At 58.0% G+C, this 26,410-nt stretch carries 26 protein-coding genes; 14 read left to right on the forward strand and 12 right to left on the reverse strand.

Annotated features, from left to right (window positions below):
- Positions 1-82: 82 nt before the first annotated feature.
- Positions 83-1,003 (forward strand): LysR substrate-binding domain-containing protein, encoded by a 921-nt coding sequence (locus AO726_RS07340; RefSeq protein ID WP_058067419.1) that lies wholly within the window; start codon positions 83-85, stop codon positions 1,001-1,003.
- A gap of 305 nt (positions 1,004-1,308) precedes the next feature.
- On the forward strand, positions 1,309-1,908 hold the full coding sequence (locus AO726_RS07345) for a nitroreductase family protein (RefSeq protein ID WP_058067420.1): 600 nt from the start codon (positions 1,309-1,311) through the stop codon (positions 1,906-1,908).
- Positions 1,909-2,209: 301 nt separating this feature from the next.
- Here AO726_RS07345 and AO726_RS07350 read toward each other — a convergent pair whose 3' ends face one another.
- From AO726_RS07350 to AO726_RS07395, 10 genes are all read right to left on the reverse strand, one after another.
- Positions 2,210-3,532, reverse strand: a complete 1,323-nt coding sequence (locus tag AO726_RS07350; protein WP_058067421.1) for a sigma-54-dependent transcriptional regulator — start codon at positions 3,530-3,532, stop codon at positions 2,210-2,212.
- Complete coding sequence (locus AO726_RS07355; RefSeq protein WP_058067422.1) at positions 3,525-5,441, reverse strand: sensor histidine kinase; 1,917 nt, start codon at positions 5,439-5,441, stop codon at positions 3,525-3,527. Before AO726_RS07355 ends, AO726_RS07350 begins: the two co-directional genes overlap by 8 nt.
- An 86-nt stretch (positions 5,442-5,527) precedes the next feature.
- Entirely contained in the window at positions 5,528-6,262 is a 735-nt protein-coding gene (locus tag AO726_RS07360) for an amino acid ABC transporter ATP-binding protein (protein ID WP_058067423.1), read from the reverse strand.
- Positions 6,259-6,927: an amino acid ABC transporter permease gene (locus AO726_RS07365; RefSeq protein WP_177330547.1), complete on the reverse strand. Its 669-nt coding sequence runs from the start codon at positions 6,925-6,927 to the stop codon at positions 6,259-6,261. Before AO726_RS07365 ends, AO726_RS07360 begins: the two co-directional genes overlap by 4 nt.
- Positions 6,924-7,670, reverse strand: a complete 747-nt coding sequence (locus AO726_RS07370; protein WP_058067425.1) for an amino acid ABC transporter permease — start codon at positions 7,668-7,670, stop codon at positions 6,924-6,926. Before AO726_RS07370 ends, AO726_RS07365 begins: the two co-directional genes overlap by 4 nt.
- A 219-nt stretch (positions 7,671-7,889) precedes the next feature.
- Positions 7,890-8,798 (reverse strand): glutamate/aspartate ABC transporter substrate-binding protein, encoded by a 909-nt coding sequence (locus tag AO726_RS07375; RefSeq protein WP_058067426.1) that lies wholly within the window; start codon positions 8,796-8,798, stop codon positions 7,890-7,892.
- Between the two features lie 458 nt (positions 8,799-9,256).
- Positions 9,257-9,544: a GNAT family N-acetyltransferase gene (locus tag AO726_RS21305; RefSeq protein ID WP_206542505.1), complete on the reverse strand. Its 288-nt coding sequence runs from the start codon at positions 9,542-9,544 to the stop codon at positions 9,257-9,259.
- 169 nt (positions 9,545-9,713) lie between these two features.
- Complete coding sequence (locus AO726_RS07385; RefSeq protein ID WP_058067427.1) at positions 9,714-10,826, reverse strand: polyamine ABC transporter substrate-binding protein; 1,113 nt, start codon at positions 10,824-10,826, stop codon at positions 9,714-9,716.
- 31 nt (positions 10,827-10,857) lie between these two features.
- A complete protein-coding gene (locus AO726_RS07390; protein ID WP_058067428.1) occupies positions 10,858-11,886 on the reverse strand; it encodes a histone deacetylase family protein in 1,029 nt (342 codons plus the stop codon).
- Between the two features lie 154 nt (positions 11,887-12,040).
- The gene (locus AO726_RS07395; RefSeq protein ID WP_058067975.1) at positions 12,041-13,033 is read right to left on the reverse strand and encodes an AraC family transcriptional regulator; all 993 of its coding nucleotides are present in this window, start codon (positions 13,031-13,033) and stop codon (positions 12,041-12,043) included.
- A gap of 324 nt (positions 13,034-13,357) precedes the next feature.
- Between AO726_RS07395 and purE the strand changes: the two genes are divergently transcribed.
- From purE to AO726_RS07415, 4 genes are all read left to right on the forward strand, one after another.
- On the forward strand, positions 13,358-13,849 hold the full coding sequence (gene purE, locus AO726_RS07400; RefSeq protein WP_058067429.1) for a 5-(carboxyamino)imidazole ribonucleotide mutase: 492 nt from the start codon (positions 13,358-13,360) through the stop codon (positions 13,847-13,849).
- Positions 13,850-13,854: 5 nt separating this feature from the next.
- Entirely contained in the window at positions 13,855-14,937 is a 1,083-nt protein-coding gene (locus AO726_RS07405; protein WP_058067430.1) for a 5-(carboxyamino)imidazole ribonucleotide synthase, read from the forward strand.
- 277 nt (positions 14,938-15,214) lie between these two features.
- Positions 15,215-15,460 carry a GlsB/YeaQ/YmgE family stress response membrane protein gene (locus AO726_RS07410; RefSeq protein WP_058067431.1) on the forward strand — a complete coding sequence of 82 codons (246 nt, stop codon included), beginning with the start codon at positions 15,215-15,217 and terminating at the stop codon, positions 15,458-15,460.
- Positions 15,461-15,487: 27 nt separating this feature from the next.
- Entirely contained in the window at positions 15,488-16,021 is a 534-nt protein-coding gene (locus tag AO726_RS07415) for a DUF3299 domain-containing protein (RefSeq protein WP_058067432.1), read from the forward strand.
- A gap of 15 nt (positions 16,022-16,036) precedes the next feature.
- Here the strand turns inward: AO726_RS07415 and AO726_RS07420 are convergent, their stop codons facing one another.
- Both AO726_RS07420 and AO726_RS07425 read right to left on the reverse strand, forming a co-directional pair.
- A complete protein-coding gene (locus AO726_RS07420; protein WP_058067433.1) occupies positions 16,037-16,600 on the reverse strand; it encodes an ankyrin repeat domain-containing protein in 564 nt (187 codons plus the stop codon).
- 58 nt (positions 16,601-16,658) lie between these two features.
- Positions 16,659-18,185, reverse strand: a complete 1,527-nt coding sequence (locus AO726_RS07425; RefSeq protein ID WP_058067434.1) for a catalase — start codon at positions 18,183-18,185, stop codon at positions 16,659-16,661.
- Between the two features lie 732 nt (positions 18,186-18,917).
- Between AO726_RS07425 and AO726_RS21505 the strand changes: the two genes are divergently transcribed.
- From AO726_RS21505 to AO726_RS07465, 8 genes are read left to right on the forward strand one after another with little or no spacing between them, the layout of a single operon-like run.
- The gene (locus AO726_RS21505) at positions 18,918-19,679 is read left to right on the forward strand and encodes a methyl-accepting chemotaxis protein (protein WP_446737418.1); all 762 of its coding nucleotides are present in this window, start codon (positions 18,918-18,920) and stop codon (positions 19,677-19,679) included.
- A gap of 14 nt (positions 19,680-19,693) precedes the next feature.
- A complete protein-coding gene (locus tag AO726_RS07435; RefSeq protein ID WP_058067436.1) occupies positions 19,694-20,059 on the forward strand; it encodes a response regulator in 366 nt (121 codons plus the stop codon).
- 4 nt (positions 20,060-20,063) lie between these two features.
- Complete coding sequence (locus AO726_RS07440; RefSeq protein WP_058067437.1) at positions 20,064-20,333, forward strand: STAS domain-containing protein; 270 nt, start codon at positions 20,064-20,066, stop codon at positions 20,331-20,333.
- Between the two features lie 8 nt (positions 20,334-20,341).
- Complete coding sequence (locus AO726_RS07445) at positions 20,342-22,294, forward strand: chemotaxis protein CheA (protein WP_058067438.1); 1,953 nt, start codon at positions 20,342-20,344, stop codon at positions 22,292-22,294.
- A 55-nt stretch (positions 22,295-22,349) separates the two neighbouring features.
- A complete protein-coding gene (locus tag AO726_RS07450) occupies positions 22,350-23,951 on the forward strand; it encodes a methyl-accepting chemotaxis protein (RefSeq protein ID WP_058067439.1) in 1,602 nt (533 codons plus the stop codon).
- A gap of 10 nt (positions 23,952-23,961) precedes the next feature.
- On the forward strand, positions 23,962-24,507 hold the full coding sequence (locus AO726_RS07455) for a chemotaxis protein CheW (RefSeq protein WP_058067440.1): 546 nt from the start codon (positions 23,962-23,964) through the stop codon (positions 24,505-24,507).
- A 14-nt stretch (positions 24,508-24,521) separates the two neighbouring features.
- The gene (locus AO726_RS07460; protein WP_058067441.1) at positions 24,522-25,361 is read left to right on the forward strand and encodes a CheR family methyltransferase; all 840 of its coding nucleotides are present in this window, start codon (positions 24,522-24,524) and stop codon (positions 25,359-25,361) included.
- Complete coding sequence (locus tag AO726_RS07465; RefSeq protein WP_152987255.1) at positions 25,352-26,401, forward strand: protein-glutamate methylesterase/protein-glutamine glutaminase; 1,050 nt, start codon at positions 25,352-25,354, stop codon at positions 26,399-26,401. The genes AO726_RS07460 and AO726_RS07465 overlap by 10 nt, the downstream gene beginning before the upstream one ends.
- Positions 26,402-26,410 lie beyond the last annotated feature (9 nt).

Below are 26,410 nucleotides of genomic sequence, written 5' to 3' on the forward strand. Positions count from 1 at the left end.
AGGTCCCGGTGTCAGTCGTCGTTTCAGGGAAAAATCTCGAAATTGCGTGTAAAAACACGACTAAGTCTTGATTGGAGTGATCATGAATCTTGAGAGCAAATGGCTGGAAGACTTCGTTGCATTGGCGACAACGCGCAGTTTTTCGCAGGCCGCACAGAAAAGATTTGTGACTCAGCCAGCTTTCAGCCGGCGGATTCGCAGTCTGGAAGCGGCCCTTGGACTAACGCTTGTTGACCGTTCGCGAACACCTGTTGATCTGACCGAGTCCGGCCAGCTGTTTCTGGTGACAGCGCGCAGCATCGTTGAGCAACTGGGTGAGGTGGTTCGCCACCTGCATAACCTGGAAGGCCAGCAGGGTGAGGTTATGCAGATTGCGGCAGCGCACTCGCTGACGCTGGGCTTCTTCCCTGAGTGGATCGCCCGTCTGCGCCGTGAAGGTCTGCCGCTGACGACGCGTCTGGTCGCCGCTAACGTGGGGGAAGCGGTTCACTCTCTGCGCGAAGGTGCGTGTGACCTGATCCTTGCGTATTACGACCCGGATGCGGCCATGCAGCTCGATCCGGAGCTTTTTCCTTCTCTTCATCTGGGGCGCACTGAGATGCTGCCTATGTGCGCTGCGGATGAAAACGGCAAGCCGCTGTTCGACCTTAATAGTGGTCAGAGCGTGCCGCTGCTGGCCTACAGTGCGGGCGCGCTGCTGGGGCGCTCGGTTAACCAACTGCTCAGGCAGCGGGCGCTGCGTTCGACTACTGTTTATGAGACCGCCATGGCTGACAGCCTTAAATGCATGGCGTTGCAGGGCATGGGCGTTGCTTGGGTGCCACGTTTGTCGGCCACGGCTGAACTGGCAAGGGGCGAGTTGGTGGTGTGCGGTGATGAACAGTGGTTCCTGCCGTTAGAGATTCGTTTGTACCGCTGCGCGTTGGTGCGTAAGGCATCAGTGCGTTTGCTCTGGCGCAAGCTCGAAGGTGGGCTGGCTCCTGCTCCGGAGCAAAACCTGTGATGGGCTGAGCTGTTCATCATTGTGGTCTGTACAGCACTCGATCGTATGAAACCTGTCTGCGTGCAGTGCGGTCTGAGTTTTGCGTATTACTCTTTACAGAAAATACGGCCACTACCGCTCACACATTGAGCGTTGGCAATCAGGTGCTGGGGTGCAATTTCATTCTCTGTCTCCTGTTACGTTCATCCAATTTTCAGGGCGGGATCGCGCTGGTTGTGCCGTTTCAGCAACGGCTGGTGGCACAGCTCAGTGCAGCAGCTCGGCTGCATCCTGATTTGCCCGAACCTTTGAGAGGAGTTACCCGTATGAGCAATGCATTTATCGATGCGATCAAGACACGTCGTACCCAATATGCGCTGGGTAAAGAGTTGCCTCTGCCGCAGGCAGAGGTCACTGCGCTGATTCAGGAGGCGATCAAACTGTCACCGTCTTCGTTCAACTCGCAAAGCTCCCGTGCGGTGATTTTGTTCGGTGCCGAAAGTGATAGTTTTTGGGAGATCGTAAAAGATGAACTGCGCAAGATTGTGCCAGCTGATGCTTTCGCGGCCACCGAAGGCAAGATCAACAGCTTTGCTGCCGGTGCCGGTACTGTGTTGTTCTACGAGGATCAGGATGTGATTACCGGCTTGCAGAAGCAGTTTGCCCTGTATGCCGATAACTTCCCGGTTTGGTCTGAGCAGGGCAGCGGCATTGCCCAGTTCTCTGTTTGGTCGGCGCTGGCCAGCGCCGGTATCGGTGCCAGCCTGCAGCACTATAACCCGCTGCCAGATGCTGCTGTAGCGGCCAAGTGGAATATCCCGGCTAGTTGGAAGCTGCGTGCGCAGATGCCGTTCGGAGCGAATAAGGCGGGTTTTGCTGACAAGACCTTTATCGATGATAAAGAGCGCTTCCGCGTTTTCTCCTGAGTAGCGATCAGCAGGCCGTGAGGCTGGCTGTTTTGAATGAAAAACCCGCCTGTGTGTTGGCGGGTTTTTGTTTGTGGGATGGTGTCGTTCTTGCACTGCGGTTGCGCCTCTTACGGGCGCCTTACTTTTCTTTGCTTGCACAAAGAAAAGTAAGCAAAAGAAATGCGCCCAAGCATCCGGGTTTCGCTACGCGAAACTTCCCGCACTCCGGCACTGCTCCGGTGCCGTCGTCCAAGGGCCGTCCTGGCCCTGTACGACTCTCGCCGCATTCATGCGGCTCGTCCCCTGCGATCTGTGAGGGTCAACTCAATCCGTATTTTTTCACTTTATCGAACAGGGTGGTTTTGGCCATGCCCAGACTCTGGGCGGTCTGGCTCAGGTTGCCGCCGTTACGGCTAAGGCTGTCGGCCAGCAGGTTGCGCTCAAAGGCTTCCACGGCTTCGGCAAAAGTCGTTACGCCTGCATTGCTGACGGCACTGTCTTTGAAGGCGGGCAAGTTGAGGGCGAAGCGTTCGGCGACGTTGCGCAGTTCGCGTACGTTGCCCGGCCAGTCGTGGCTCATCAGAGTAGTCAGGGTCTGGCGGTCCAGCTCCGGGGCCGGACGGTCGAAGCGCAGGGCGGAGAGTTGCAGGAAGTGCTCGAACAGCAGCGGAATATCCTCACGGCGCTCGCGCAGCGGAGGCAGGTTCAGGGTCACGACATTGAGGCGGTAATACAGGTCACTGCGGAAGGTGCCAGCTTTGCCTTGCTGTTCGAGATCAGCCTTGGTCGCTGCAATAAAACGGCAGTCCACCGGGATGCTCTGGTTGGAGCCAAGCCGCTCCAGACTGTGCTCCTGCAGCACGCGCAGCAGTTTAATTTGCAGGTTGAGCGGCATGCTTTCGATTTCGTCGAGGAACAACGTGCCGCCGTTGGCATGCTCGATCTTGCCGATGCGGCGTTTGCTGGCACCGGTGAAGGCGTGAGCTTCGTGGCCGAAGATTTCGCTTTCAAACAGGCTCTCCGGCAGGCCGCCACAGTTGAGGGCTACAAACGGATTGCTCTGGCGTTTGCTGAAGTCGTGCAGGCAGCGGGCGACCAGTTCCTTGCCGGTACCGGTCTCTCCTTCGATCAGCACATTAGCTGAGGTGTCGGCGATATTGGCAATCAGCTCACGGAGTTTTTCCATCGCCGGTGAGATGCCAATCAGGCGCTGTTCCAGAGCCTGACGACCGGCCAGGCGGCGGCGCAGTTCGGAGACTTCCCGACTCAGGCCGCGTTGGTTCAGCGCACGCCGGGTGGCGTCTACCAAGCGTTCGGGAGAGAAGGGTTTTTCGATAAAGTCGTAGGCACCGTTACGCATGGCATTGACCGCCATGTTGATGTCGCCGTGGCCGGTAATCAGGATCACTGGCAGGCCTTCATCCAGCTGTTTGAGCTGCTTGAGCAGGTCGAGGCCGTCCATGCCTGGCAGGCGGATGTCGCTGATGACAATACCGGCGAAGTTCGCATCAAGGCGCTGCAGAGCTTCCTCTGCGCTACCGACGCCGATGCTGGGGATATCGTCCAGCGCCAGTGCCTGCTGGCAGCCGAGCAGGACGTGGGGATCGTCTTCAACGATCAGGACGCTCAGTTGCTCAGTCATGGGGTTCATCCTTGTGTCCGGTAATGATGGGCAGATTCAGCAGGAATGCGGTGCCGCCGCTCTCCGGGTGTTGCACACTGAGGTTGCCGCCGGCTGCTGCCGCCAAACTGGCGGACAGGGTGAGGCCGAGGCCGAGGCCTTTTTCTCCCGGTTTGGTGGTGAAAAAAGGCTCAAACAGGTGTGCGCGGATGTCGACCGGGATACCAATACCGTTGTCCTGTACGGTCAGCAGGTAGCGGCTATCTTGCTCACGCCCGGTCAGACACAGCTGTCGCTGATTTTGTTCAGTCATGGCGTCCAGCGCATTGGCGATCAGGTTGATCAGTATCTGTTCCAGTCGCGTCTGTTCAATGCCCAGAAGCATGTTTTCGCGACTGTACTGACAGTCCTTCTCCAACGTAAGGCCGTCGAAGGCGGGGTGCCCCTGAAGAAGTTTCAGAGCCGCATCGATGGCTTGCTCAAGATCAGCCTGGCCATGGTCGTCAGCACGGCGGGCAAAAGCGCGCAGGCTGCCGGTGATCTTGCCCATGCGGTCGACCAGCTCGCCGATGGTTTGCAGGTTGCTGCTGGCCACATCCAGCACGCCGCGCTGGAGGAAGCGGATGGTGTTGCCGGACAGGGTGCGCAGAGCCGCCAGCGGCTGGTTAAGTTCGTGGGCGATGGCGGTGGACATTTGCCCGATAACTGCCAGTTTCCCGGCCTGGATCAGGTCGTCCTGGGTCTGACGCAACGTGGTTTCAGCCTGTTGACGCTCACGCACTTCGGCTTGCAGGCGCAGGTTGCTGGCTTGCAGGTCGGCGGTACGTTCGGCAATTTTCCGCTCCAGTTCGTTGTTGGCCTGAATCAGTGCTTCGCGTGCCGCCAGGCGGGTGGCGATCATGCGTCGGCGTTGGTTGAGGGCAAGGCCCAGGAAGATCAGCAGTGCGCAGGCCACGCTGGCCAGCAGGCCATGGCTGAAGGCGGCACGCTGCACATCATTGACCGGACTGAGCAGGGTGATATGCCAAGCGGTGTCGACCAGCGGGCGCCTTTGCGACAGGTAGGTGATGTTGGCGGATTTGCCTTGTGACTTACTGTCTTCGGCAAAACTCACCAGCTCCGTTCCATCGGCCAGATGCTTACGGCTCAGGGGTTGCAGTTCTTCCAGCGCCCACCAGTGATATTGCAGGCTGCGCGCCAGGCGCTCGCGGGTTTCGGCGGGCAGCGGACGCACGGCCTTGAGCCAGCGGGCCTGGTTACTGGACAGGATAATGATGCCGTTTTCGTCACTGACATAGGCTTGCAGGCGCGCTTTTTCCCAGCGCTGTTCGAGGCCTTCCAGGCGTACTTTAACCACGGCAACGCCAATGACTTTGTCATTCTTTTTCAGTGCGTGAGCGAGGTAGTAACCGGGCTCACCGGCGGTGCTGCCAATCCCATAAAAACGGGCGGCACGTCCTTCAAGGGCGTCTTTGAAGTAGGCCCGGAAAGACAGATCCTCACCGAGATAGCTGGTCGCATCGCGCCAGTTGCTGGTAGCCAGTACGCGGCCCTGTGGGTTGAGGATGTAGATGGCCAGACTGCCGCTGCGCTGATTCAGGCCTTCCAGATACTCGTTAACCAGATGGCGGCGGTAGGTCGTCGGGGTGCTTAGTAGGCGCTCGACGTTGAACTCAAGCTCAAGCAGCGAAGGCAGGTAGGTGTATTTGCTGATCTCGCTTTCCACCGAGCGGGCATTCAGTTCCAGTTGGCGCTGGCCATTTTCGCTGAGGGCCTGGATGCCGAAGTATTCACTGACGGTATAACCGATATAGCCGCAGCCTACGATCAGGGCCAGCATCAGGCTGATCAGTGACAAACGACGGATACGGCGGGGTTTCACAGTGAGTTCCGTAGGTATGCAGTCAGGGGGAGCTGTAGGGTATTGCATGGTTCTAATCCCTTACAGGCTGAGATCCAGACTAGCCGATCACCGGGCATAGCGCCCGGTTCTCGAGTGTCGGCGGGGCGTAACGCTTAATGCGGCAGGATGTTGGCGAGGAATTGCTGGGCACGCTCGGAACGTGAACTGATGTCGCCGAAGAATTCGTCCTTGGCACAGTCCTCAACAATCTGTCCGGCATCCATAAAAATCACCCGGTCGGCGACCTTACGGGCAAAGCCCATTTCGTGGGTGACGCACATCATGGTCATGCCTTCGTGGGCGAGTTGTACCATCACATCCAGCACTTCGTTAACCATTTCAGGGTCCAGCGCTGAAGTCGGTTCGTCGAACAGCATGACGACCGGGTCCATGGCCAGTGCGCGGGCAATCGCTACACGTTGTTGCTGGCCACCGGAAAGCTGGCCGGGGAATTTGTTGGCGTGGTCTTTGAGGCCAACACGCTCAAGCAGTTCCAGGCCTTTTTTCGTGGCTTCTTCCTTGCTACGACCCAGTACTTTGATCTGCGCGATGGTCAGGTTCTCGGTGATGCTCAGGTGCGGGAACAGTTCGAAGTGCTGAAACACCATGCCGACGCGCGAACGCAGTTTTGGCAGGTCGGTTTTCGGGTCGGCAATCGAGGTGCCATCCACCACGATATCGCCTTTCTGGAACGGTTCCAGCGCGTTCACGCACTTGATCAGGGTGGATTTACCCGAGCCGGACGGTCCGCATACCACAACCACTTCGCCCTTTTTCACTTCGGTGCTGCAATCGGTCAGCACCTGGAAGTTTCCGTACCACTTGTAAATGTTCTTGATGGAAATCATACGGCTAACCTTTTTTGCAGATGCTTGACCAGCAGCGAGGCTGAGAAGCTGATGATGAAGTAGACGAGGCCGGCAAAAATCAGGAACTCATGGGGCTGGCCGATGATGTCGCCACGGGAGCGGGCAGCGTTGAGGAAGTCCATCAGGCCGACGGTGTAAACCAGCGAGGTGTCCTGAAACAGAATGATGCTCTGCTGCAACAGCAGCGGGCTCATCTTGCGGAAGGCCTGGGGCAGGATGATCAGGCGCATGGTCTGGCCGTAGGTCATGCCCAGCGCTTGTGCCGCGCCCATTTGCCCGCGTGGGATGGACTGGATACCGGCGCGGACGATCTCGCAGAAGTAGGCCGCCTCAAACATGATGAAGGCCACCAGGCAGGAGCTGAACGCCCCAACCGGTGTGTCTTCACCGGTGATCCAGCGCAGGATGAAGGGCACCGCAAAGTAGAACCAGGTGACCACCAGCAGCAGCGGGATCGAACGGAAGTAGTTGACGTAGGTGGCGGCGATATTCGATAGCAAGCTGTTGCTGGACATGCGCATCAGCGCCAGCAGGGTGCCGAGTACCACGCCGCCGAGCACGCCCATGACGGTGAGCTGCAGGGTCATCAGCATGCCTTCCCACAGCCCCGGCAGGGCAGGAATGATTGGGCTGAAGTCCATTATTTGCCTCCTACTGAGATCAAGCCGGGCACGCTGACTTTCTTCTCCAGCAGGCGCATGAGCAGCATCAGGCTCATGTTCAGGGTGAAGTAGATCAGGGTGGCTAGGGTGAAGGCTTCAAACAGGTTGGCGCTGAACTCGGCAGTTTGTTTGGTCTGCGCGAGCAGCTCCATCAGGCCGATCAGTGAGGCCACCGAGCTGTTCTTGAAGATGTTCAGAAATTCGCTGGTAAGCGGCGGAATAATGATCCGGTAAGCCTGTGGAAGCAGCACGTTCCAATAGGTCTGTGGCAGGGTGAAACCCATGGCGTAGGCAGCGGATGTTTGTCCTTTTGGCAGCGCCTGAATGCCGGTGCGCACCTGTTCGCAGACGCGGGCGGCGGTAAACAGGCCCAGACAAACAACAACGCTGAGGTAGGCCGAGGTGGCTGGGTTGAGGTCCTGTTTGAACCAGATTTCCAGCGGCTCCGGCAGCAGGTCAGGGACCAGGAAGTACCAGAGGAACAGTTGCACCAGCAGCGGTACGTTACGGAAGACTTCCACGTAGACCGTGGCGATTCCGGCAATCCAGCGATTCGGCAGGGTGCGCATGACACCGAGCAGCGAGCCAAGCAGCAGGGCAATAATCCAGCCTACCAGCGCAATGGCGACCGTCCAGCCCAGACCGGTGAGAAACCAGTCCAGATAGATTTCGCTGCCAATGCCGGTGGACTTGAAGAAAATGCCCCAGTCCCAGTTGTAGTTCATGCGGGTTTCCCCTTTGCGGCTTACGCACACGACACCTGTCCCGGATCAATATGGGCAAGTAACTGCGGCGCGTAGCGGTAGTTAAGCTGCACACGGCCAGGCAGCAGTTGCTCTGCTGTCGTGGCCATTAATACGCTTGAGTAGATTGGGTGGAGGCGACTCAGGCCTCCCGGATTCCCCGCACACGGCCCTCCTTATGAAAGGGCCGTGGCATCACCTTCAGATCTGTTCTGCAGACTTGTCGGTGGGGTTGGCGATCAGCTTTTTCAGTTGCTCGCTCATGGGGAAGTTCAGGTTCAGACCTTTAGGTGGAACAGGCTGCTGGAACCACTTGTTGTAGATGTCGTTGATCTCGCCGGAGGCGAAGGTGTCGCTGATGGCTTTATCCACAACGCGCTTAAAGTCGGCGTCGCCTTTACGCATCATGCAGCCATAGATCTCAAAGGATTGAGGCTCACCGACGATGTGCCAGTCATCCGGTTTCTTGGCCTTGGCCATTTCACCGGCGAGCAGGGCGTCATCCATCATGAAGGCCACTGCGCGATTAGATTCCAGCATCAGGAAGGCTTCGCCGTGGTCTTTGGCTGAGATCACGTTCATGCCCATTTTCTTCTCGGCATTCATGATCTTCAGGATGCGCTCGGAGGTGGTACCGGCGGTGGTTACCACGTTCTTGCCCTTGAGGTCGGCAAAGTCCTTGATCGGTGAGTTGGTGCGGGTCAGCAGGCGGGTGCCGACTTCAAAGATGCCAACGGAGAAATCAACCTGGCGCTGGCGTTCGACGTTGTTGGTGGTGGAGCCACACTCGAAATCGACAGTGCCGTTCTGCACCAGCGGAATTCGGGTTTGCGAGGTGATGAGGTTGTAACGGACTTTAAGGTCGGGAAGGTTGAGCTCTTTCTTCAGCTCCTCAACCACTTTCAGTTGCAGGTCGTGGGAATAGCCTTCCGGCTGCTGAGCGCTGCTGCCGTAGTAAGAGAAGGGAATAGAGGAGTCACGGTGGCCGAGGGTCACGACGCCGGATTCCTTGATCTTCTTCAGGGTTCCGGTGAGTTCGGCGGCGAAGGCCGGGCTGCAGATCAGACTGGCTGCCATGGCGGCGCCCAGGACGCTGGTAGTAATACGCATGAATTCTGTTCCTCGATGTTTTTCTTATAGGTGGCAGGCCACCGTGTTCGGAAGGATCAACACATTCCTGAAAACAGGAGGAGCAGGATGTATGCCAGTTGCTATTTGTGAATATAACTAATTGATAAATAAGGAATTTGTTCTATTTGCATGAGGTTGATGGTGTCGGTTCGTTCGGTCGGCCGAATGTGTTTTTCTACTTTGTTCGGGTTTCCGAATGGAGGCTTGCATGACCGTTCCGTTATCTGGAGCGCATGACTGGCGGGCAGTCTGGTCGGATATGCATGAGCAATTAATCAGTGTTGATAAATGTCGGGACGGAATATGTGCCAGATGTAGTTCGGTTGGTTAATGGGTTTAAAGCCCATCTTTTCATAAAGCCAGGGCGCTGTTGTGGTGGCCAGCATGATGCGGCGCAGCTCGGCTACACCGGGGCAATTGAGGATGCTTTCAGAGATCTAGCGGCCAAGCCCCCGGCCCTGAGATGACGGGTCGACAAAAACATCACACAAATAGGCAAACGTCGCCGTATCGGTCACCAGCCGGGCAAAACCTATCTGTTGTCCATGCTGATACAGGCCCATGCACAGGCTGTTTTCAATGCTCAGTTTGACGCGATCACGGCTAATGCCTTTGGCCCATGTCGATTGAGTGAGAAAGCCGTGGATGAAGTCCAGATCAAGCAGAGTTTTGTCTGAGCTGAGGCTGTAGCCCTGGGCCGTAAAGTGACTGTCAATGTTCTTCATTTCGAAATCCTTTCGAGAGAGGGGCGGCCATATGCGCCGGCTCAGCTTATGTCGAAAAGTTCCGTTGCTCTTGGTTTTTTCGCAAGCTGCAGGTGCTCATAAAATGCAAAACGCCCAGCGTTTGCGCTGGGCGTCTTATTACACGTTTCCGGCCGGGAGCCGGATGAGTTTATTTACCGGACTTGATGGTGTTCCACACGCGGGTACGGACACGTTCAATGTTCTGCGGCAGGCTTTTGAGTACATACAGACTCTTCTGGCCTTCTTCATCCGGGGATAGGTCTTTGTTGTCGCGGATGGCCGAGCTGACAAGCTGCATGCCGGGCTTGTTCGGGTTCGGGTAGCCGAGGAAGTCGCTGATTGGTGCAACTACGGTCGGGTCCATCAGGTTGTTGAGAAACTCGTGAGCTTCCGCCACGTTCTGGGCGCTTTTCGGAATGGCGAAGGAGTCATACCACAGCGGTGCACCTTCTTTCGGCAGACGCCAGTCGACCACTACACCGTTGCCGGCTTCTTTGGCTCGGTTGGCGAACTGGAAGAAGCTGCCCGAGTAGCCGACGGCCACGCAGATGTCGCCGTTGGCGATGTCGGTCATGTATTTAGCTGAGTGAAAGTAAGCCATGTACGGGCGGATCTTCAGCATCAGCTCGGCGGCTTTGTCGTAGTCCTTGGCTTCAGTGCTGTTCGGGTCCAGGCCCAAGTAGTGCAGGGCGACCGGGAGGATGTCGGTCGGTGAGTCAAGCATGGCCACGCCGCACTGCTTGAGCTTGGCCATGTTTTCTTCTTTAAAGACTAGGTCCCAGCTGTCTACCGGTGCATTTTCACCGAGCACGGCTTTGACCTTGTCCGGGTTGAAACCGATCAGAATGGTGCCGTACATATACGGGACCGAGTGTTCGTTGCCCGGGTCGTTGGTGGTCATCAGCTCCAGCAGGACCGGGTCCAGGTGTTGCCAGTTCGGCAGCTTGGACTTGTCCAGTTTTTGGTAAACGCCCGCTTTGATCTGCTGCTCAAGGAAGGTGTTGCTGGGCACTACCAGGTCATAGCCGGAGTTGCCGGTGAGCAGTTTTGCTTCAAGGGTTTCGTTGGATTCGTAAACGTCCCAGGTGACCTTGATGCCGGTGTTCTTCTGGAAGTTTTTCGGCACGTCTGGCTGGATGTAATCAGCCCAGTTATAGACGCGCAGTTCACGCTGGCTCTGTTGTGTTTCCGCCTGTGCTGTGGCGGCCAGCAATGTGGCTCCACAGATGGCAGTGGCGAGTAGGTTTTTGATTGTTAGCATTATGTTCCCCTCAGTGTGTGTGATGGGACGCTTATGCGCCCTCAAATCCTTCCAGAACATTCACGGCGTTGACGCCAATGGCCTCGACCGCGTACCCCCCTTCCATCACGAACAGCGTTGGTTTACCCAGCGCAGCAATACGCCGCCCCATCGCCAGGTAATCCGGGCTGTCGAGTTTGAACTGTGAAATCGGATCGTCTTTGAAGGTGTCTACGCCCAGGGACACCACGATTACGTCCGCATCGAATGCAGCAATACGCTGGCAAGCATCTTCAAGGGCTGCGCCCCAGACTGAATACGGGCTGCCCATTGGCAGCGGGTAGTTGAAGTTGTAGCCCTCACCGGCACCTTCGCCGCGCTCATCTTCAAAGCCCAAGAAGAACGGGAACTCTTCGGCCGGATCGCCGTGGATCGAGGCGAACAGCACGTCGTTGCGTGAGTAGAAAATGTCCTGCGTGCCGTTGCCGTGGTGGTAGTCAACATCGAGGATGGCCACACGCTTTTTGCCTTCATCAAGGAAGGCCTGAGCAGCGATGGCGGCGTTGTTTAGGTAGCAGTAGCCACCCATCAGGTCGCCCGCTGCGTGGTGTCCTGGTGGACGGCACAGGGCGAAGGCGCTGTGGGCACCGGCGCTGATTTCTGCCTGGGCGGTCAGGGCGACTTGCGCAGCGCTGTATGCTGCTTGCCAGGTGCCTGCGGTGATCGGTGCGCCACCGTCGAAACTGTAGTAACCGAGCTGGCCGTGCAGGTCGGTCGGGCACTTGTGGCGCAGGGTGCGGGCTGGCCAAGTGAAGGGGAGGAGATCGCCTTTGCCGTTTTGCTCCTGCCAGCGCGCCCAGGCGCCTTCGAAGAAGGCCAGGTACTCGCGGCTGTGGATGCGTTCGATGGGCGCGCGGCCGTAATCATTAGGGCCGCGAATCTCGCCGAGGTTTCGGTCTTTGACCCGTTGCAGGATGTGATCGGCCCGCTGTGGCTTCTCGAAGCAGGGCATCAGTTGGCCATCGATCAGCTCGCAGCTGCCGTGGTGCAGGTGATGATCGTCGCTGTAAATGGTCAGCATGCTGGTGACTCCAGAGTTTGTTGTTGTGGAGTCATTGTTCCCATCCTTAAGCGTGTGTTTGAACGCTGACAACGGCCAAAAGGGGATCGAAGTGGCCAAATTTTTCGGCCTTTGCGGGCATGGACGGTATCGGCATGGCTCTGATCTGTGGTTTTCACGCTCTGAAATGGCTGGGTGCAACACCGCTCCAGCGCTGGAAGGCGTGGCGGAAGCTGGCTGTTTCACTGAAGCCCAGGTGTTCCGCAATCCGGCAGATGGGCCAGTCTTCCTGACTCAACAAGGTTTTGGCCTGTTCGAAGCGCAGCTCGTCCAGTAACTCCTGATAATGCGTGCCCAGCTCCTGCAAATGGCGGCGCAAAGTGCGCGGTGAGCAGTGCATCTGTTGCGCTAGTTGTTCCAGCCCAGGCGGAGCGGTCAGCTGTTCGGCCAATAGCTGGCGGATACGCGAGAGCCAGGCCTGGCGGGTGGTGAATTCGGTGTTCTGCTTGCGGCAGCGCTCCAGCATCTCGCGGTGGGTGACGCCATCGGCCAGCGGTAGCGGCCGCTCCAACCAACTGGCGGGAAATGCGAAGGCGTTGCGCTGTGCATCGAATTGCAGCGGGCACGGAAAGGTCTGTGGATAACTTTCCCGGTAATGGGGCTCGCTGTAACAAAACTGGGCCTCACTCAGCGGCAGCGGTTGGCCAAGCAGGTCGTCACTGATCAGTTTTAGCGAGCCCAGGCACATTTCCACGTTGAACACTTCCAGTTCCGGGTTGTGCTGATAATGGCTGGCGTTGACCCAGGCCAGTTCGCCTTCGATCTGCATATCCAGCTTGAAATAGGTGCCGAGCAGTGCCGGGTACTGCAGCATCAGTTGCCAGGCGTCACCAAAGGTTGCACTTGAGAGGGCGGCGTAACCAATCAGGCCGTAGGCCGAAACATGCATGCGCTGTCCCAGTGCAAGGCCGAGATCGTTGCGCAGTTGTAAGGCATTGGCGCATACCTGCAATTCCTGAATGCGGGTGATGCGGGTATCAGAGCAGCGCAGATCGTCTGGGGCAATGTTGCTGCCGGCCAGAAGGTGTCGGGTCAGTTCAGCGTCAGCGTTGAAGATTTCGAGGATTTGCGAAACCACATGCAGAGTCGTCAGATGAGCGTGCAACATCGGTTCAACCACAGCTGTTCAGGTACATTCTTGTACGCAAGTTTTGTGCCGCGGGCATTGCGGTAGCAGCGTTCTCTGGATTGATCTGAGCAAATTTTGATCAGATTTGACTCGCCTGCTTGGGCAATGACGGTGACTGACCCCGCTCAGATAGGTCGATAAACGGTAGTAACAGCTGCACGGGGGCGTGGGGTTTACGGTATACTGCGCGGTCCCTGGCCGGCACGATCGGCCTGAATTCGCAAACAAGCCACGCCGGTGACCCAGCGTGGCTTGTTGGTTTTTGCCGCGCCTGAGGGCGCCATTCACTGAAGAGGCACGACGATGAGCGCACTGGTTGGCGTGATCATGGGCTCCAAGTCCGATTGGTCCACCCTTAGCCACACCGCCGAGATGCTGGACAAGCTGGGCATTCCCTATGAGGTCAAAGTGGTGTCTGCACACCGCACCCCGGACCTGCTATTCCAGTACGCCGAAGAGGCCGAAGGCCGCGGTATTGAGGTGATCATCGCCGGTGCCGGTGGTGCTGCGCACCTGCCAGGCATGTGCGCGGCCAAGACGCATCTGCCGGTGCTGGGCGTGCCGGTACAATCCGCCGTGCTGTCGGGCGTTGATTCGTTGCTGTCGATCGTGCAGATGCCGGCCGGTATTCCGGTGGCAACCCTGGCCATCGGCAAGGCGGGCGCGGTAAACGCAGCGCTGCTGTCGGCCAGCATTCTTGGTCACAAGCACCCGCAGTTCCATGAGCGTCTGAAGCAATTCCGCAAAGAGCAGACTGACACTGTTCTGGACAATCCAGACCCACGTGAGGCCTGAGTAGTATGAAGATTGGTGTAATCGGTGGCGGCCAGCTCGGCCGCATGCTGGCCCTGGCAGGCACGCCGCTGGGGATGAACTTTGCCTTCCTCGACCCGGCACCGGATGCCTGTGCTCAGGCGCTGGGCGAGCATCTCCGCGCCGATTACGGCGATCAGGATCATCTGCGCCAACTGGCCGATGAAGTTGATCTGGTGACCTTCGAGTTCGAAAGCGTCCCGGCTGAAACCGTCGCCTTCCTGTCGCAGTTCGTGCCGGTTTATCCGAGCGCCGAAGCGCTGCGCATCGCCCGTGACCGCTGGTTTGAGAAGTCCATGTTCAAAGACCTGGGCATCCCGACACCTGAGTTCGCGGACATTCAGTCCCAGGCGGATCTGGATGCTGCAGTCGCCAGTATTGGCCTGCCAGCAGTGATGAAGACCCGCACCCTGGGTTACGACGGCAAGGGCCAGAAAGTGCTGCGCAAGCCGGAAGACGTGACCGGTGCTTTCGCAGAACTGGGCAGCGTGCCGTGCATCCTCGAAGGTTTTGTGCCGTTTACCGGTGAGGTCTCGTTGGTGGCCGTGCGTGGCCGTGATGGCGAAACCCGCTTCTACCCGCTGGTGCATAACCGTCACGACAGCGGCATTCTCGGTCTGTCCATCGCCAGTACCGATCACCCTCTGCAGGCGCTGGCCGAAGATTACGTGGGCCGCGTACTGACCAAGCTGGACTATGTCGGCGTGCTGGCATTCGAATTCTTCGAAGTCGACGGTGGCCTGAAGGCCAACGAAATTGCTCCGCGTGTGCATAACTCCGGGCACTGGACGATCGAAGGTGCCGAGTGCAGCCAGTTCGAGAACCACCTGCGCGCTGTTGCGGGCCTGCCGCTGGGCTCCACCGCCAAAGTGGGCGAGAGCGCGATGATCAACTTTATCGGTGAAGTACCGCCGGTTGATCAGGTGATCTCCATTGAGGGTTGCCATCTGCACCACTACGGCAAGGCCTTTAAGGCGGGTCGTAAAGTTGGTCATGCCACTGTGCGTTGTGCCGACCGCGCGACTCTGGACCGTCAGGTCGCAGCTGTTGAGGCGCTTACACGCGGCTAATCATTTAGCCCCCAATAAGGCCCGATGCTCTTGGAGTGTCGGGCCTTTTTTGTGCCTGCACGCTCAAGTATGGATCAGTGCTTCCAGGGCAGTTCAGGCATTACCAAAGCAGACATTTCTTAACAGAGCGTGCCACAGCGTCTACGCTCAATAACGAGCGGCAGTGCAGAGCGCTGGGGCGTTGTTGCGCTGTTTCTGCTGGCAGAACAGAACCTGCCAGCCAATTGCCGGTCACATAAATGACCTTTTGCACGATTGTTCTATAGGGAGATTCACAATGGGCATTATTGGCACAATCTTTATCGGCCTGATCGTTGGCTTGATTGCGCGCTTCATCAAACCGGGTGACGACAGCATGGGCTGGATCATGACCATCCTGCTGGGCATCGCCGGCTCATTTGCCGCCACATACGGTGGTCAGGCGCTGGGCATTTATGAAGCTGGACAGGCTGCTGGATTTATCGGCGCAGTGATTGGTGCTGTGGTCTTGCTGGTAATCTACGGGATGGTTTCTAAGAAATAATTCCTCCCGCTGGTTGCGAGTACATCAATGCGCTATTTGCTGTTGAGTTTGCTGTTGAGCTGTTCCCTGGCCCAGGCCGAAATCCCGGAAACCGACTGGCTCGATCTGATGCCTGAGGCGGACCGCAAGGCGCTGGAGAACATGCCGGATATCACCCATAACGGGGCTGAGCTGGAAAGCAGTTTCTACAGCCCCAGCGGGCTGAGGCAGAAGGACAGCAACCTGCCAGAGGTGATGTACTCCACCCGCACGGTGCCCGCTTTTGACGGTAAAGAAGTGCGTCTGGGCGGGTATCCGGTGCCTTTGGAAACGGACAGTAAAGGCAACAGCACGCTGTTCTTCCTGGTGCCATACCCTGGCGCCTGCATCCATGTTCCACCGCCTCCACCGAACCAGCTGGTGCTGGTGCGCTATCCCCAAGGTATTGCCCTTGAGGATATCTACGCGCCGTTGTGGGTAAGCGGTACTATGAAGGTCGAGCAAATCAGCAATGAGCTGGCTGATGCTGCCTATGCGCTGGATGCCAAAGCGGTTAAAGCTGTTGAAGAAGGTGAGTGGTAGCCTGTCGATCCACCCTTATTGAAGGGTTTGCGGCGAGCCTTTGACATTGCCTTCAAGCAGTTCGGCAACGCTGTTGCCCATGGCGTCTGTGGCCTCAAGGTCAGCGCCTTTCTCACGTAAAGATTCAAGAATCTCGGTGCGCTGAAACAGTGCCGCGTACATTGCGGGGGTTTGTCCGGCGTTGTTGCGCTGGTCGGGGCTGCATTCTGCTTTGAGCAGTGTGCGGGCAATACGCAGTTCACCCTTGAAGATTGCGCCCATCAGTGCGGTATTGCCGCGCTTGTCTTCGGTGCAGGGGTTGGCTCCGGCTGCGAGCAGTTGATCGACTGCTTCGGCATGGCCGTTGTACGCGGCCAGAATCAGAGCGGTGTAGCCTTTCTCGTCCTGACGGTCGAGGTCGTAACCGGCCTGAATGAATTCGTTGAGGACTTCCTGATCACCTTGGCGGGCTGCATTGAACAGGTAGTCAGCAAGGCGTTGGGAAACGTCTGCCTGGTGAGGTTGAGCGGTGGGCTCGGCGGCATGGTTGATGCTGCTGAACAGGCTCAGAATCAGGATCAAAGGAATAACGCGAGTCATGGTCACTTTCCTCCTTAGATGAAACGGCCCGCCCTTATGGGGCGGGCCGTAACGTACATCAGTCTTGCAGTTTGGCAGCCAGAGCCTGAACGCGGCTCAGATCACCTTTAGCAACTTTGGTCAGGCCTTTGCCGTAGTCGGCATCAGCCTTGTAGAAGAACGACAGCATGTGATGCTTAGCTTCGTCTTCAGCACCGGCCAGCGCGCCACCCAGGGTTGCGATCAGGTCAGCTTTCTCTTTGCGGGAGAAGGAGCGGTAAAGCTCACCCGCTTGTTTGAAGTTCTGCTCTTTGTAGATCTTCTGCTGTTGGGTGGAACCTTCCAAAGGCAGCTGGCTGTAGCGGGCTACGGCCGGTTGTGGCTTAGGCTGCATACGGCTTGGCTCGTAGTTCACTTCACCTGTGCGGGCACCAGTGTTGTGTGCGCCGTCCTGGTTGTTGCTGTTTACTGCAACCTTAGGTTGGTTGATTGGCAGCAACTGATGGTTGGCACCCAAGCGGTACATCTGAGTATCGGCGTAGCTGAACATACGGCCTTGCAGCAGACGGTCTTCCGACGGCTCGATACCTGGAATGGTGTTGGCCGGCGCCATGGCAACCTGCTCGGTTTCCTGGAAGATGTTGGCCGGGTTCTTGTTCAGAACCATTGTGCCGACTTTCTTCTCTGGAACATCAGGCCAGATTTTGGTGGCGTCGAGCGGGTTGTACTCGAACTTGTCCAGGTCCTCAGGCTTGATGATCTGAACGTACAGGTCCCACTTCGGATAGTCACCGGCGTTGATCGCAGTGATCAGGTCGCGGCTCATGTGGTTGAAGTCTTTACCCTGAACGCGCTCAGCTTCTTTCGGGTCGTGGTTCTTCACGCCCTGCTGGCTCTTCCAGTTGAACTTCACGTAGTTGTACTCGCCCTGAGCGTTCACGAACTTGTAGGCGTGTACCGAGCTGCCGTCCATGTGACGGTAGGTCGCTGGGGTGCCGTAGTTGGAGAACAGCTGGGTCAGCGTACGAGTGGCTTCCGGCACGTGGCTGAAGAAGTCGAACAGGGTTTTGTCGGTGCCGTAGTTCTTGTCCGGGTCAGGCTTAAAGGCGTGAACCATGTCCGGGAACTTGATGGCGTCGCGGATAAAGAAGGTCGGGAAGTTGTTACCAACCAGGTCCCAGTTGCCGTCAGCGGTGTAGAACTTAGTGGCGAAGCCGCGTGGGTCGCGCAGGGTTTCAGGGCTGTGGTTGCCGTGAACAACGCTGGAGAAGCGCACGAACACCGGAGTGGTTTTGCCTGGGGTGAACAGGCTGGCAACGGTCAGGTCAGACAGGTCAGCGCTGGCGGTGAACTCACCATGTGCACCGGTACCACGGGCGTGAACAACGCGCTCAGGGATACGCTCACGGTCAAAGCGCTGGAGCTTTTGCAGCAGGTGAACGTCTTGCAGCAGAACCGGGCCGTTAGCGCCTGCGGTTTGGGAGTTTTGGTTGTCACCCACGGCAGCGCCGTTATCACGGGTCAGGTCGGCTGCGTGGACCGACATGGACATCACGCCAACTGCCAGTGCAGTCGCAGTGAGACGGAAAGGGGTAGTCAGAGACATTTGATTTACCTCGTGGCTTACAAAGCGCGTTGTAGCGCGATGGGGACAAGCCTACGCGGTATAACCCATTGATCTAAATTAGAAAGTTCCAACTCTCTGATAGGGAATAGTTATCTGACTAAATGGACAGGATCTTGTATGCGCGTTCGGGCAGCGGTTCCTTTCCCGCGCTTCGAGTCATCGAACGCTTCTGCTATTAAAACGATCGTGAGGAGCGTTTTCAGGCACCTTTCGGTAACCCTTAAGCTGACCCAAATCCCCCGTATTACCTGCCTTTACGCCCTGCCTAGGTAGATTTACTCACTCTTTTTGTGTTCCGGCTGTGGACAATTTGCCATCACTGCAAATTGATCAAGACGGGGACATGGCATGGGTAATCCAAAGGTGACGATAGGCCTGTTGGGGGTCAATCTGTTGCTTTGCGCCTTGCTGGCTGAAACCTGGTGGCAAGGGGCTGTCTGGGGGTTGGTTGTACTGGTGGTTGGCGCGCTGTTGTGCATGCGTAAATCCACTTCAGCCGAGCCACTGCAGGTGACTGATGGGATGCCGCAGGCAGATGAAAACGAGCGGCGTCTGGCCACGTTCAGCGGTCTGCTCGGCGGTGTGTTGCCGATGTGGGTGCAGCATCTGAATCTGGCCCGTGGGCAGATCAGTGACGGCATCCTCGGCCTCTCCAGTGGCTTCTCCAATGTCAGTCAGCGTCTGGTGGCTGGTGGTCAGCAGAGCGACCAGATGCAAAGCGGTCTGGCTATCGAGACCATTCAGCAGGCCGAGCAAGGGCTGCATCAGATCATTGAGGCACTGCAGAAAACCCAGTCTTACCGTGCCGCGCTACTCGATGAAGTCAACAGCGTTGCCAGTTACACCGATGACCTCAGCCGCATGGCTGAACAGGTCGGAAAGATCGCTGATCAGACCAATCTGCTGGCTCTGAATGCGGCCATTGAAGCGGCCCGAGCTGGTGACGCCGGTCGTGGTTTTTCGGTGGTGGCAGACGAGGTGCGCAAGCTTTCCCGTGAGTCCGGTGAGACCGGTAAGCACATCCGCGAAACGGTGGCGACGGTGACGGAAGCCATCGTTAAGGCGCAAAACATTTCCTCGACCTTTGCCGAGCGTGAGCAGCAGATCGTGCGCGACTCGGAAGCCCTGGCCGCACGTATTGTGGCTGACTTCAACGGCACTGCGCAGGCGTTGCAGGACTCCCTGAGCGAGCTGCAGCAGGAACGCGGTCTGCTTGAGTTCGACATCAATCAGCTGGTTATGCACCTGCAATTTCAGGATCGCGTCGACCAGATCGTTGGCCATATCACCGACGACATTCAGCGCCTGGCCCAAGCCGGTGAACAACTGAACAACCCTGACCAGCCTCTGCCGCAGCCTGATCTGTGGCTGCAACGCCTGGCCAGCACCTATACGACTCTTGAGCAGCAGGCGCTGCATCAGGGGCACGCATCTCAATCGGTGAACAACAGCTCGTCTGTCACCTTCTTCTAAGCCTGAGGTTTCCCATGAGCAAGACAATTCTGGTCATTGATGACTCGGCCAGCATGCGCCAGATGGTCGCCATGACCCTGCGCGGAGCAGGGTACGACGTGGTTGACGCAGTGGACGGCAAAGACGCGCTGAGCAAGCTCGACGGCCGCAAATTCAACCTGATCATCTCTGACGTGAACATGCCCAACATGGATGGCATCAGCTTCGTCAAAGCCGCCAAGCAACTGCCTGCTTACAAGTTCACACCAGTCATCATGCTGACGACTGAAGGCAGTGACGACAAGAAGCAGCAGGGCAAGGCCGCCGGTGTCCGCGCCTGGATCGTCAAGCCATTCCAGCCGCCAATGCTGCTGGATGCTGTCAGCAAGCTGGTGATGTAAGCCAATGTGCTCACAGCATCCAGAAACGGTATCGGCCTTGAATTTGGGTGGCTCGTTCACCATTGAACGGGCTGCCGAGTTGCGCGAGTTGCTGTTGCAACAGCCTGATTTCAGCACCCTGTGTCTGGCCGCCATCGCCGAAATCGACTGCGCCGGGCTGCAGCTGTTGCTGGCCCTCAAGCGTCAACACCCAGAGCTGGCACTGGTGAACCCCAGTGCGGCGGTGAGCGATCTGTTCAGCCGCTTGCAGCTCACTCATCTGCTCTCGGCCTGAGGTTGTCTATGGATATGCAAGCAGTGCGCAGCGTATTGCTGGATGAAGCCCGTGAGTTGCTGGCTGAACTGGAGCATTCGCTGTTAGCGGTGGAGGCCCAGGGCGCGGATGTTGATCTGATCAATGCGATCTTCCGTGCCGCCCACACGCTCAAAGGCTCGTCCGGGATGTTCAACCTGCATCTGGTGGTGGACTTCACTCACCTGATGGAGAGCCTGTTGGTGCGTGTGCGTGCCGGTCAGCAGGTGGTGGACGCGGAGCTGATCAGCCTGTTCCTGAAGTGCGGTGATTACCTTAGTCAGTTGTTTGATGAGGTGGCAGCGGGCCGTGATGACTACGACCCGGCACCCGAGCAGCGAGCGACGCTGATTGACGCGCTGCAGGGCTATCTGGGTGATGCGTTGGTAGCCAGCGCACAACCGCAGCAGCAGAGCGAAAGCGGCCTGCACTGGCGGGTAGTGATGCGGCCACAGCCGCAGGTGTTTATGCATGGTTTGGACCCGCTGCCCTTTGTCAGCTATCTGGCGGGCAAGGCCGAGTTATTGAGCCTTGAGGTGCTGCAGGATCAGCTGCCGACACTGGACGAAATGGATGCAGAAAGCTGCTACCTGGGCTTTGTTCTGGAACTGCGTGGCGCGCTTTCCCGCGAAGAGATTGAGTCGGCGCTGGAGTTTATTGCGGAAGACTGTGACATCCAGATCGAACAGTTGGATGCCGTGAGCGCCGCCGCAGCTGAGCTGTTGGCAGAAGCTGAACCCGAAGTTGCACAGGCCCAGGAAAATCTGCGCCAGCGTGCCCAGGAACAGGTGTTCATCAAGGTTGATGCGCGCAAGCTGGATCAGTTGATCGACTCCGTTGGTGAGTTGGTGACCCGCTCGGCCCGCAGTCGCAGCCTGGCAGAGAATGCGCCGCGTGAGGCGGTGAAAACGTTCATGGAAGAGGTCGACAGTTTCGTCGAGCAAATCCGTGATCGCGCTCTGAGCTTGCGCATGGCGCCGATCAATGAGGTATTCCAGCGCTTCCCTCGTGTTGTTCGCGATGTGGCCGGTGATTTGGGTAAACAGGTTTCGCTGAAAGTCACCGGGGCGGACACTGAGCTGGATAAGTCGATGATCGACCGCCTGGCCGACCCGCTGATGCACATTGTGCGCAATGCGCTGGATCACGGCATCGAGCCGGTTGAGCAGCGTTTGGCTGCGGGTAAGCCGGCCACCGGCACCCTGGCGCTGACGGCCTATCACGAGTCCGGTTGCGTGGTGCTGGAAATCACCGATGACGGCCGTGGTCTGGATGCGCAGAAGATTCACGCTAAAGCGGTGCAGCGTGGGCTGATCAACGCCGACACAGTGCTGGATGATCAGGCCTGCTATCGGCTGATCTTCGAGGCCGGGTTCTCCACTGCTGAAAAAGTCACTGACCTGTCCGGCCGCGGCGTCGGCATGGACGTGGTGCGCCGCAGTATTGAAGCACTGCGCGGGCACATCGAAATCAACTCGACGCTGGGGCTCGGCACCACCTTCCGTATACGGCTGCCGCTGACCCTGTCGATCATCGACGGCTTCCAGGTGATTGTCGGTGATGCGCACTTTGTCATCCCGCTGGATCAGGTGGTGGAGTGTCTGGAGCTGGGCGAGCAGCACGGTAACAACCAGATCATGAGTCTGCGTGGCTCGCCGCTGTCGTTCGTACGCCTGGCTGAGTTGTTCAATATTCCCAGCCACCCGGAGGCCCGTGAGTGTCTGGTGGTGGTGCAGTACGGCAGCCACCGTACCGGCCTCGTGGTTGACCGTTTTGCCGGTGAACTGCAAGCCGTGATTAAGCCGCTTAATCCACTACTGCGCGGCGTTCGTGGCTTGGGCGGCTCGACCATTCTCGGTGATGGCAGCGTCGCCATGATTCTCGATATCAACGCTTTGCTCGACGCCGACCGGCGCAGCGAGGCCTCTGCACGACAGGCGTGATTGCCTGCATATCCATTAACGATTTGGCTCCATCCTGTCGGAGAACGAACTAGCTATGAACTGGTATTTGAAGCTCAAACTGAAAAACAAACTGCTCGCGGCGTTTATCACCAGTGCGCTGTTGACCCTGGTGGTCGGTGTACTGGCCATCAACCGTATGCAGCATATGACCAACCTCTCTGAGGACATGTACAACAACCGCGTGGTGGCCATCGATGCCTTGGGCAAAGCGTCAATGTCGATGCTCACCCACTCCCGTGCGGTGGTCCTGTTGCCGGTCCTGAACGAAGCGGAACGCGCGAGTCGCCTTGAGCTGATGGGCGTTCTGGAGGCTGACATTGGCAAATATGTTGGGGTATTCGCCCAGACAGAAATTGGCGAAGAGGAGCGTAAGCTGTTCGAGCGTACGGAGTCGGTGTACGGGGAGTACATGCAATTCACTCAGCAAGCGTTGACCGCCCTTAAGGACGGCAATGAAGCGTTGCTGAGAGAGATCGCCTACGGGCCGATTCGCACCAAGGCCAATGAGCTCAGTGACGCGGTCGTCGAGTTGACGGCTTATAACGGTCGCCTCGCCGCTGAAGCGCATACAGAGTCTGAAGTGACTGCCAAGAATGCGCTGACCCTGATGATCGTGGTCATTGTCATCGCCGTACTGCTGGCCATCGTCATGGGGCTGCTGCTGGCGCGTTATGTCACCCGTCAGTTGGGCGGCGAGCCCGATTATGCGATGGAAACGGTGCGTAAAATTGCAGCGGGTGATCTGACCGTGGCGATTGAGGCCACGAACGAGAACAGCCTGCTCTCTGCCATGCGTGACATGAGCGCTCGCCTGACACAGGTCATCAGTGAAGTGCGCAGTGCCGCTGATGCGCTGGCGTCTGCTTCTGAGCAGGTGTCGTCCGCCTCGACCACGCTGAGCCAGAACTCCACCGAACAGGCCGCTAGTGTTGAGGAGACCAGTGCGTCGATTGAGCAGATCACCGCGACTGTGGCGCAAAACGCCGAAAACGCCCAGGTCACTGACAACATGGCAACCAAGTCTGCCAGCGAAGCCCGTGAAGGGGGCCGCACGGTGAAGGAAACGGTCAGCGCGATGAAAGACATCGCAGACAAAGTGAAGATCATCGATGCCATCGCCTATCAGACCAACCTGCTGGCACTGAACGCGGCAATTGAAGCTGCCCGCGCCGGTGATCACGGTAAAGGCTTTGCTGTGGTGGCCGCTGAGGTGCGCAAGCTGGCTGAGCGCAGCCAGGTGGCTGCTCAGGAGATTGGCGAATTGGCAGGCTCCAGCGTGCAGCTGGCCGCGAATGCCGGGCAGGTGCTGGATCAGATGGTCCCAGCGATCGGCCAGACAGCTGATCTGGTCAAAGAAATCACCGCCGCCTCGAAAGAGCAGCGCGTGGGACTGGATCAGATCAACGCTGCCATCGGCCAGCTGTCGCAGACTACCCAAACCAATGCGGCCGCCTCTGAAGAGCTGTCGGCCACCGCTGAAGAAATGAGTGCACAGGCCACGCAGTTGCAGCAGGTCATGACTTTCTTCCGCCTCAACAGCGAAAGCGCTATCGAAGACATGCCGGCAGTGCGTCAAAGCGTTCGCCGTGCTCCGGCAGCGGCTGCCATCGACGAAGCCTCATTCACTGATTTCTGAGGGTAAGCGCATGTCTGTAAACGCAGCGCCGGGCGCAAGTCCGGCTGCCGCGCCAAGTGAGGCGCGGGCTGGTCAGTACCTGATGTTCACCCTCGGTGAGGAGACGTTCGCCTGCCGTATCAACAGCATTCGCGAGATCATCGAGTGCCCGGTCATGACGGCCATTCCGCTGGCACCGGATTTCTTGCGAGGCGTCATCAACCTGCGCGGTTCGGTTGTGCCGGTGATTGATTTGTCGGCTCGTTTCGGGCGTGGCCAAACCCGGATCGGCGAGCGTACTTGCATCGTCATTCTGGAAATCGAATCAGCCGAAGGCGCGCAGTTGCTTGGCGTGATCGTCGACGGCGTGACGGCCGTGCTTGAGGTTGAAGCCGCGGATATCGAGCCTCGTCCTAACCTCGGTGGTGGTATCCGCAGCGAGTTTATCGCCGGGATGATCCGTCAGGGTGAACTCTTTGTACTGATGCTGGATATGGCCCGTGTGCTGTCCAGCGAAGAGCTGCAAAGTCTGGTGGCGCTGGAGCAGCCGCAGCAGGAGAGGTTCGCCGCAGTCTAAGGCGACAATTCCCCATGCTGGCAACTATCCGACTCAGTGACATTGCGTATCGCAAAATCCGGCAGTTTTTCTACCGGCACAGCGGTATTGATCTGCCGGAGACCAAGCGCCATTTGGTTGAAGGGCGCTTGCGCAACCGTGTCCTGAGTCTGGGTCTGAGTTGCTATGAGGACTACTTCAAGTTCGTGATGGCTGACGAACAGGCTCAGGAACGTCAGCTGTTGGTGGATATGCTGACCACCAACGAGACCTATTTCTTCCGCGAGCCTCAGCATTTCAAGCTGCTGGCGGAGCAGATCATCCCCAGTCTGCCGGCTGCTCCACGCATCTGGTGTGCAGCGGCCTCCAGTGGTGAAGAACCCTACAGCATCGCGATGTTGCTGGCTGACAAGCTGGGGCTGACCGGTGACTGGCAGATTATCGCCAGTGACCTGTCCCAGCGCACGTTGCAGCGGGCCTCTCAGGGGCTGTACCCGATGCAGCGTCTGGAGTTGTTTCCGCCGCGCTACCTGAAGGATTTTTGTAAACGCGGTGCTGGTGCTTACGAAGGCCAGATGCTGATCCGCCGTGAAATTCGCGAGCATGTGGAGTTGCGTCAACACAACCTGCTTGATCCTGCAGCCGGCTTGGGGCGTTTTGATGTGATCTTCCTGCGTAACGTCCTGATTTATTTCAATCAGGAAACCAAACAGCGGGTGCTGGACCGTTTGATACCGCAACTCAAGCCCGGCGGTTGGCTGGTGATTGGCCATGCTGAGTCACTGCATGGCATCAGTACGCCGCTGCGACAGGTCAAACCGTCTGTATTCCGTTTGCCATCTGCCGTTCAGAAGAACCTGGGGAAATCCGCATGATCAAGGTCATGATCGTTGATGATTCGGCGGTGGTTCGTTCGCTGCTGAGCGAGCAGCTGGGCAGTGAGCCGGATATTGAAATTGTCGCGACTGCGCCTGATCCATTGTTCGCCCAGAATAAATTGCGCAGTGTGCAGCCGGACGTCCTGATTGTGGACGTGGAAATGCCGCGCATGGATGGTCTGACCTTTCTGCGTCAGGTCATGGCCACAGCGCCGATTCCGACCATCGTGTTCTCTTCGCTGGCCGCCGCCGGTTCAGCCACGGCGCTGGATGCGCTGGATGCCGGTGCAGTAGCCATTCTGTGCAAGCCCAGTGCAGGTGTGGGTGATTACCTGCTCGAGCAGCGTCAGCAACTGGTGCAGACAGTACGCCAGGCGGCGGGCAGCACCTTGCGTGCCGTCGCGCCACGTCGTGTGCCGGTTGCAGCGGTAGCTCCAGCCCCGCGCGGGTTGACCCGTACCACTGACAAGATCATTGCCATCGGCACCTCGACCGGCGGCACCCAAGCGCTGGAGTATCTGCTGACGCAGATGCCACTGGACTGCACCGGTATGGTCATCGTCCAGCACATGCCGGCTAACTTCACCCGTCTGTTTGCCGAGCGTTTGAACAGTGCCTGTGCCATTGAAGTGCGCGAAGCCCGTGATGGCGATCGGGTGATGCCTGGACTGGCTTTGATTGCGCCGGGCGGTTTGCATCTGTCGGTGCAGCGCAGCGGCGCGCAATACCGGGTGCAAGTGCAGGATGGTCCGCCGGTGTCGCGGCACAAACCGTCTGTAGATGTGCTGTTCCGCTCCGTGGCCAAGGCCGCCGGGCGCAATGCGCTGGGGCTGATCATGACCGGCATGGGCGACGATGGTGCCCGCGGTCTGCGCTTGATGCACGAAACCGGTGCTACCACCTGGGCGCAGGATGAACAGAGTTGTGTGGTGTTCGGCATGCCCCGCGAGGCTATACGCATGGGAGCTGTTGAAAAGATTTACAGCCTGGAGGAGCTGCCAGCGCGACTGATCGAGTATTGCGCGCATGCACACTGACAGCCAGAC

Origin of the sequence: Pseudomonas sp. TTU2014-080ASC, from assembly GCF_001446935.1 — a bacterium.
Classification (GTDB): domain Bacteria; phylum Pseudomonadota; class Gammaproteobacteria; order Pseudomonadales; family Pseudomonadaceae; genus Aquipseudomonas.

Excerpts from the sequence above, each read along its gene's own strand:
- AO726_RS07450 (WP_058067439.1), top strand. The coding sequence starts at position 22,350 with ATGAACTGGTATTTGAAGCTCAAACTGAAAAACAAACTGCTCGCGGCG.
- AO726_RS07370 (WP_058067425.1), bottom strand. The coding sequence starts at position 7,670 with ATGAACTACAACTGGGACTGGGGCATTTTCTTCAAGTCCACCGGCATT.
- AO726_RS07375 (WP_058067426.1), bottom strand. The coding sequence starts at position 8,798 with ATGCGTATTACTACCAGCGTCCTGGGCGCCGCCATGGCAGCCAGTCTG.
- AO726_RS07360 (WP_058067423.1), bottom strand. The coding sequence starts at position 6,262 with ATGATTTCCATCAAGAACATTTACAAGTGGTACGGAAACTTCCAGGTG.
- AO726_RS07355 (WP_058067422.1), bottom strand. The coding sequence starts at position 5,441 with ATGCAATACCCTACAGCTCCCCCTGACTGCATACCTACGGAACTCACT.
- AO726_RS07415 (WP_058067432.1), top strand. The coding sequence starts at position 15,488 with ATGCGCTATTTGCTGTTGAGTTTGCTGTTGAGCTGTTCCCTGGCCCAG.
- AO726_RS07455 (WP_058067440.1), top strand. The coding sequence starts at position 23,962 with ATGTCTGTAAACGCAGCGCCGGGCGCAAGTCCGGCTGCCGCGCCAAGT.
- AO726_RS07425 (WP_058067434.1), bottom strand. The coding sequence starts at position 18,185 with ATGTCTCTGACTACCCCTTTCCGTCTCACTGCGACTGCACTGGCAGTT.
- AO726_RS07410 (WP_058067431.1), top strand. The coding sequence starts at position 15,215 with ATGGGCATTATTGGCACAATCTTTATCGGCCTGATCGTTGGCTTGATT.
- AO726_RS07405 (WP_058067430.1), top strand. The coding sequence starts at position 13,855 with ATGAAGATTGGTGTAATCGGTGGCGGCCAGCTCGGCCGCATGCTGGCC.
- AO726_RS07395 (WP_058067975.1), bottom strand. The coding sequence starts at position 13,033 with ATGTTGCACGCTCATCTGACGACTCTGCATGTGGTTTCGCAAATCCTC.
- AO726_RS21505 (WP_446737418.1), top strand. The coding sequence starts at position 18,918 with ATGCAAAGCGGTCTGGCTATCGAGACCATTCAGCAGGCCGAGCAAGGG.
- AO726_RS07340 (WP_058067419.1), top strand. The coding sequence starts at position 83 with ATGAATCTTGAGAGCAAATGGCTGGAAGACTTCGTTGCATTGGCGACA.
- AO726_RS07350 (WP_058067421.1), bottom strand. The coding sequence starts at position 3,532 with ATGACTGAGCAACTGAGCGTCCTGATCGTTGAAGACGATCCCCACGTC.
- AO726_RS07390 (WP_058067428.1), bottom strand. The coding sequence starts at position 11,886 with ATGCTGACCATTTACAGCGACGATCATCACCTGCACCACGGCAGCTGC.
- AO726_RS07385 (WP_058067427.1), bottom strand. The coding sequence starts at position 10,826 with ATGCTAACAATCAAAAACCTACTCGCCACTGCCATCTGTGGAGCCACA.
- AO726_RS07445 (WP_058067438.1), top strand. The coding sequence starts at position 20,342 with ATGGATATGCAAGCAGTGCGCAGCGTATTGCTGGATGAAGCCCGTGAG.
- AO726_RS07440 (WP_058067437.1), top strand. The coding sequence starts at position 20,064 with ATGTGCTCACAGCATCCAGAAACGGTATCGGCCTTGAATTTGGGTGGC.
- purE (WP_058067429.1), top strand. The coding sequence starts at position 13,358 with ATGAGCGCACTGGTTGGCGTGATCATGGGCTCCAAGTCCGATTGGTCC.
- AO726_RS07420 (WP_058067433.1), bottom strand. The coding sequence starts at position 16,600 with ATGACTCGCGTTATTCCTTTGATCCTGATTCTGAGCCTGTTCAGCAGC.
- AO726_RS07345 (WP_058067420.1), top strand. The coding sequence starts at position 1,309 with ATGAGCAATGCATTTATCGATGCGATCAAGACACGTCGTACCCAATAT.
- AO726_RS21305 (WP_206542505.1), bottom strand. The coding sequence starts at position 9,544 with ATGAAGAACATTGACAGTCACTTTACGGCCCAGGGCTACAGCCTCAGC.
- AO726_RS07460 (WP_058067441.1), top strand. The coding sequence starts at position 24,522 with ATGCTGGCAACTATCCGACTCAGTGACATTGCGTATCGCAAAATCCGG.
- AO726_RS07435 (WP_058067436.1), top strand. The coding sequence starts at position 19,694 with ATGAGCAAGACAATTCTGGTCATTGATGACTCGGCCAGCATGCGCCAG.